Raw genomic sequence first — 5,739 nt, 5'->3', positions numbered from 1 at the left:
TGAGTTTAATCAGCATCTTAATCCTGTTTTGGGTGTAGTCGTTGATGAACAGGGGATTTTATGGATGCTCGAAACGGCCTCTGCTGAAGGGGTTGGCCGACTTATTGGTTGGGATATTCAACAAAACAGCTTATACAAAATGATTACTTTAAAGGCTCCTGTATTGCCTGAAAACTCATTTTTAAATGATCTTGCGGTAGATAGAAAGCATGAAGCGGTATACATCACAGATCCCGCTGGTGGCAGTAATGCAGGATTAATCGTGGTTAACTTAACGACAGGCTCAGCAAAAAGAGTGCTCGATGGCAGTATTTATACCCGCCCAGAAGATGTTGATACTGTGATTAATGGCAACACCTTGTCTATTGGCGGTCAACCCCTTCAGCAGAGGCCGTTTCGAGCATCCATAAAATCCCCTGTTCATCAACGACTACACCCAAAACAGGATTAAGATGCTGATTAAACTCAGTATCAGGATAATCGACTATCGAACCGTCTTTGTTAAGCTCCACTATTCTCGAATCTACACCGTAAAAGTGATGATTACTCATAAACACCCGGCCATTAGCTGATACTGCAACATTGCCGGGTGGATGTTGCTTATCTAACTCACGAAAAACTGAAAATTCGCCTGCGCGAGTAGTGAATGTAATAACACTAAGCAGTGCCAACAATGACACAACAAAGACTTGCCTTAACATAATTAGGATTCCTTAAAGGGCAGATTGATACCGTCATCATGTAACGGACTTAAGCTAGCCAAGATAATCTGCATAAACTCTTTTCTGAACAGGCATTCAAGATAGACATTTTCCACTGAAGACACAAGCAGTTTTTGAACAACCATTCAAGTAGTGATATTATCAACCAAGAAATGGTTGAGGAACGATGTCATGGCTAAAAAAAATTTTGCAAGAGAAGACGTATTAGACAAGGTGATTACCTTGTTTTGGCAAAATGGCTATGCCGCAACAAGTATTCAGCAAATAACCAAAGCCACCGGATTAAAGCCCGGCAGCTTATATTATGAATTTGAGAGTAAAGAAGGTTTATTCCAAGCTGCGCTAGCGCGTTATGCCACCTTTTCCGTTGAAGCGATTCACTTATCGATGGCCAATGCCAGCAGCGTAAACAACGCAATTAAGCAGATGTTAAATACTCTAATTGAACAATCAAGGTCATGTGATTATTGCGGCTGCTTTTTGATAAAAACCCAGCTAGAGCTGGCATCACAAGGGAATCAACTTTATCAATTTGCCAGCGCCCAACTGACTAAAATTGAACATATTTACCTTGATTACCTCAGTGAATATTATCCCCAAATACAAGCAAAAGCCTACGCGGCCCAGTTAATGACGGTAATATTTGGCATTCGTATTTATGGTTACCAAGCCGAATCTGCCACAACTCAAATCAACACTATTAGCGCCCTGCTCCCCTGGTTAGCAACGCTATCCGAAGACGATAATAGCTAATAATAAGCAGTTAAAATGACCCGCAAATAAACTCAACAGCAACCACGCTTAAGTGCTGAGTGGTTGCGCGTTGAGATTGTGTAGGTAATCAACCTAATTCGTCATAGCTTACTGTCACTTTTAAGCATCAACAGAAGCATGATTGGCAAGATATATGGATGCGATAGCGTCGGGTAACATTGGCTTGTACAGATAAAACCCCTGAGCTAAATCGCATTTATAGGTCTTAATGTAATCCAGCATAAACTGGCCCTCTACCCCTTCTGCGATAACTTTTAAACCAAGATTATGACCAATATCGATAATGGTCTTGGCAATGGCTGCCGATGAACTGCTGCTCTCAACGTATTGTAAAAAAGCTTTATCAATTTTCAGATAATGCAACGGTAAAAACTGTAGGTAACTAAATGATGAATAACCTTTACCGAAATCATCAAGCGCGAAAGTAATGCCATACTGATTAAGCCTAAGCATAATGTCTTTGACATTGAATTTATCTTCCATAAAAATCGATTCCGTTAATTCAATAATCAGATATTTACCTTCTAATTGATGATGATTTAAGCAATCAATGAGGTGTGCAATGAGCGCTTCATTTTGAAACTCAATACAGCTTAAATTAATGGAAATAGCTAACTCAGTGATACCTGCATCTCGCCAGGTTGCTAACTGTAAACAGGCTTTAGAAATCACCACACAACCAATATCAATAATTAACCCAGTTTGCTCTGCGATTGTAATAAACACATCAGGTGGTACAACAGTGCCATCTTGCTGCGTCCAGCGGCATAGTGCCTCAACGCTGACAATCTTCATTGTGCGTAAATCAACTTTAGGTTGATACACTAAATGCAGGACATTATCTTCAATGGCCTTTCGCAGCTCTTGCTCAATAGCAAGTTGGGTTAAAGCTTCTTTCTCAAGCGCCTGACTGTAAAAATGGAAGCTATTTTTACCTAATGACTTTGACTCATACATGGCTAAATCTGCTTTGCGGATCAGCGCATTAGCATTGTCATCATCATTAGGAAACAGTGAGATACCGATACTCGATGTCACAACGAACTGACGCGAACCGATAGTAAAAGGCTGTTTAATTAATGCTAACAAGTCTTGGCAGACCTGTTTTATGGTCATTTCTGACTCGATTTGTTCTAATACAATAATAAACTCATCACCGCCTTGGCGGGATAAAGTATCAAATTCTCGTAAGCGTGTTTGCAGTCGTCTTACCACTTCTTTCAACAATAAATCACCAGCGTCATGACCTTCTGTATCATTAATCTTTTTAAAGTCATCTAAATCTAAAAATAATACCGCAAGCTTTTTATGTTCTCTTTTACTGGTGGCAATTGAATGACTAATTCTGTCCAATAACAATGCACGATTTGGTAACCCGGTAAGCGAATCATGAAAAGCATGATATTCAATTGTCGCCTCATACTGCTTTTGCGTTGTCACATCGCGAAAGCACCACACTCGACCATAAATTTGATCGTCTTGAATTTGTGGGAGAGACCTAAAGTCAAAGAAGCGTTTATCGAGCAACTCAATGGTGCCACTTAAGTATTGAAATGGGTCTCGGTTGAGATTATCAATAATCGATAACATATGATTTTTATCTTTGAAAATGCCAAGAAGGTCCTCCCAATGTGAATCTAATGTAAAACCGAGTTCGTCAATAAAATCCTGCCCCATAGTATTAAATGACATCAGCTCGCCATTTAATCCATAGACAAATAAAATTTCACCAGTGGAATTAACGGTTGCATTTAATAAACCAATAGAATGTTCAAGCTTGTCTTGAACCTGTTTCATCATGGCTAGCTGGTCTTTTAAGGTTTGGTTACGATCGTTTAACTCATTGGAAATAAGATATAAAGAACGCTCTAACATTTTTACGCTTTGATCATGTTGCGTATAAGCATCGGATATTGAATTCAAAAGAGCATCATTTTCTGAAATAAATAACTCGTCTCTTGGGTTACGCTTAAGCTGGCGTAATAGCAGTTTATGCATGGTTAATATCACTATTTCTCAGAAAGTAACGTCACAGCCATGGTCTGATTATGTAAACCACACCGACCAATAGATTGAATAGGCGATATTTCACCATACGAGTAAAAGCCTGAAATAGCGCATTTTGCTGGTAAGCCTTCTTTAATAATTTCTAATTCCTCTTCAACATGCTGCCCTAAAACTAATCTGCGACCGACACAACTGATTAATATGGCTAATTCTGGCGGCGTTCCTTTAAAACACGCTCCAGCTTGATCTGCCGCAAGTTGAGCACCATCGAGTAAGTCCTCATAATTAGAATGCATTAACTGGCAGGTTGCACCTTCGGGCATGTTACCAGCGAACAACATACTTTTTTGTAATTCATCAATTGATAATATGGTCCGAACTACATGTTCTTGCTCACCGTGTTGTTGTAACGCCAACGGGTATAACAAAGCAGATGCAGGTAAATCACTGGCAAACTCACCTAAAAATTCTTTATACAAATCTAATGCTGGTCGACCATCAAGTTCATAAAGTACATTATTTGTCGATTTAGTGATCAGGCGCTTAGGCCCAAATGGACGCCATCCGCCTAAACTGCCACAACCAACAGATAACCGTTCACCATACAGTCCAACCAGCACAATCAGGCCACTTTCTATGCGTTTATTGTGCCATACCGTGGTTTGGCTAAAACGCTCACCATCGCCAGCTAAGCCACCCGTTGCCATGACGCCTTGAGGCAAGTATTGCTGTAAACCATCAACCAGTTCAGAACCATTCACTAAATGGCCATCAGAAATAACTAAAACATGTTTGAGTCCTTCAAGAGGTAATTGGCTTACCAACTGCTTTGCCAATTCAGCGCAATGCGCAAATTGATTTATCGAATGGCTGACGACGTGCACTTGGGTGTGATCAAAATCAATCGCAGTAACACATATACTGTTGTCGTACAGACAATCATCTTGGATTTCACCACTAGTGCTGCAGCCAACTATCTGTGCATTTGGGAAAGCGCTTGATAGCTCATCATTAAGCTTATTGTCTAACATGAGCTCAGGCGAACCAAAGGCCAACACCAGAGTTGTGTCAGCATGTTGCGGCAAAGGAGTAACCCAGTGACTATCTTGATATACCGTTTGAAAAGTGTGCATTTAGTTGTCCCTCACTAAAAGGTTATCTCATATGTTGTAATTGAAATATTACCGCAAGCAATAATGATAAAGAATGGCTGAAGAGAATATTCAATGAGCATGATATTAGAGGAAACCTAGTTAATTATCATGTTTTTATCCGTATGACTACACAATATAAATACACCTTAATTAACAATTAAGGTACACTTTAATTACAAGGTGTCTTAAGATAAATAACCCGTTAGCGCAATCCAAATGCATACCCATTGATCACAACCTTGTATTGTTTCTGCATCCCCAAAAATGGTTTGCGATGGAACTGATAATTCAATGAGATTAAGGATTAACAATTGCTTGCATCCATCAATGATCAAAGTAAAAGTAACGGTAACCTACTGCATGCTAGGGTGATTAAGTTATTTTCATTGGTAGGAGCCTCTATCACAGGCGGTATGTGCTTACTTAGCTTATTGGGTAACAACAACACCTTAACCCTCATTCTCCTTGTTGCCTGTACCACCTATCTAATCTCCTTGTTTTCGTTAAAAAAATTCAATATTAAAGTCAGTGCGATTATCATCATTTACTCACTGTATTTATTAATGTTCTACTTAGTCTTTAGTGGCGGAGTCGCACAAACGGGTCCTTTATGGATTTTTATTGTGGCACCCGTTTCAGTTTATGTTTTAGGCTTTCGTTTAGGCTTAATTAACCTGGCTATATTTCTCTGCATCGTCTGCATCATCATGTTTTTACCGCAGCATCTTGTTGCACATGAAGCTTATACCCCAGAATTTAAACTTCGCCTGATACTGTCATTTTTAACCATGACATTTTTATCTGCATTATACGAATATTCAAGCATGCAGTTTTACCGCAATGTGCTCGAATTAAGCGAAAAATATCAACAATTAGCCATGAGCGACCCGCTGACAAAACTCGCTAACAGACGCAATGCATCTGCGGTATTACAGCAAGAAAAAGCACGTATTGATCGTAATCATGAACCGCTCTCAGTATTGCTGTGCGATCTCGACCATTTTAAAAGCGTCAACGACAAATACGGCCATAACGCAGGTGATATGGTGCTAATGGAATTAGCCAAAGTATTTACGGACAAT

At 39.6% G+C, this 5,739-nt stretch carries 6 protein-coding genes; 3 read left to right on the top strand and 3 right to left on the bottom strand.

Annotated features, from left to right (window positions below):
- Window positions 1-451 (top strand): major royal jelly family protein (locus H5185_RS20980; RefSeq protein ID WP_259396276.1); only part of this gene is annotated, 451 nt, incomplete at its 5' end.
- Here H5185_RS20980 and H5185_RS20975 read toward each other — a convergent pair.
- Window positions 363-701, bottom strand: coding sequence for a hypothetical protein (locus H5185_RS20975; protein WP_182743076.1), 339 nt, complete (start codon window positions 699-701; stop codon window positions 363-365). The two genes, H5185_RS20980 and H5185_RS20975, sit on opposite strands and share 89 nt — an antisense overlap.
- A 192-nt stretch (window positions 702-893) precedes the next feature.
- Between H5185_RS20975 and H5185_RS20970 the strand changes: the two genes are divergently transcribed.
- Entirely contained in the window at window positions 894-1,475 is a 582-nt protein-coding gene (locus H5185_RS20970) for a TetR/AcrR family transcriptional regulator (protein WP_182743075.1), read from the top strand.
- A gap of 120 nt (window positions 1,476-1,595) precedes the next feature.
- On the opposite strand, the gene H5185_RS20965 is transcribed toward H5185_RS20970, so the two are convergent.
- Both H5185_RS20965 and H5185_RS20960 read right to left on the bottom strand, forming a co-directional pair.
- Complete coding sequence (locus H5185_RS20965; RefSeq protein WP_182743074.1) at window positions 1,596-3,494, bottom strand: bifunctional diguanylate cyclase/phosphodiesterase; 1,899 nt, start codon at window positions 3,492-3,494, stop codon at window positions 1,596-1,598.
- Window positions 3,495-3,505: 11 nt separating this feature from the next.
- Complete coding sequence (locus H5185_RS20960; RefSeq protein WP_182743073.1) at window positions 3,506-4,636, bottom strand: FIST signal transduction protein; 1,131 nt, start codon at window positions 4,634-4,636, stop codon at window positions 3,506-3,508.
- 332 nt (window positions 4,637-4,968) lie between these two features.
- Here H5185_RS20960 and H5185_RS20955 point away from each other — a divergent pair.
- On the top strand, window positions 4,969-5,739 hold a 771-nt coding region (locus H5185_RS20955), incomplete at its 3' end, for a sensor domain-containing diguanylate cyclase (protein WP_220494510.1).

The organism is Shewanella sp. SG44-6 (assembly GCF_014164185.1).
In the GTDB taxonomy this organism is placed as follows: Bacteria; Pseudomonadota; Gammaproteobacteria; order Enterobacterales; family Shewanellaceae; genus Shewanella; species Shewanella vesiculosa.
This window is presented reverse-complemented; position numbering and strand designations above follow the sequence as displayed.

Excerpts from the sequence above, each read along its gene's own strand:
- H5185_RS20975 (WP_182743076.1), bottom strand. The coding sequence starts at position 701 with ATGTTAAGGCAAGTCTTTGTTGTGTCATTGTTGGCACTGCTTAGTGTT.
- H5185_RS20970 (WP_182743075.1), top strand. The coding sequence starts at position 894 with ATGGCTAAAAAAAATTTTGCAAGAGAAGACGTATTAGACAAGGTGATT.
- H5185_RS20965 (WP_182743074.1), bottom strand. The coding sequence starts at position 3,494 with ATGCATAAACTGCTATTACGCCAGCTTAAGCGTAACCCAAGAGACGAG.
- H5185_RS20960 (WP_182743073.1), bottom strand. The coding sequence starts at position 4,636 with ATGCACACTTTTCAAACGGTATATCAAGATAGTCACTGGGTTACTCCT.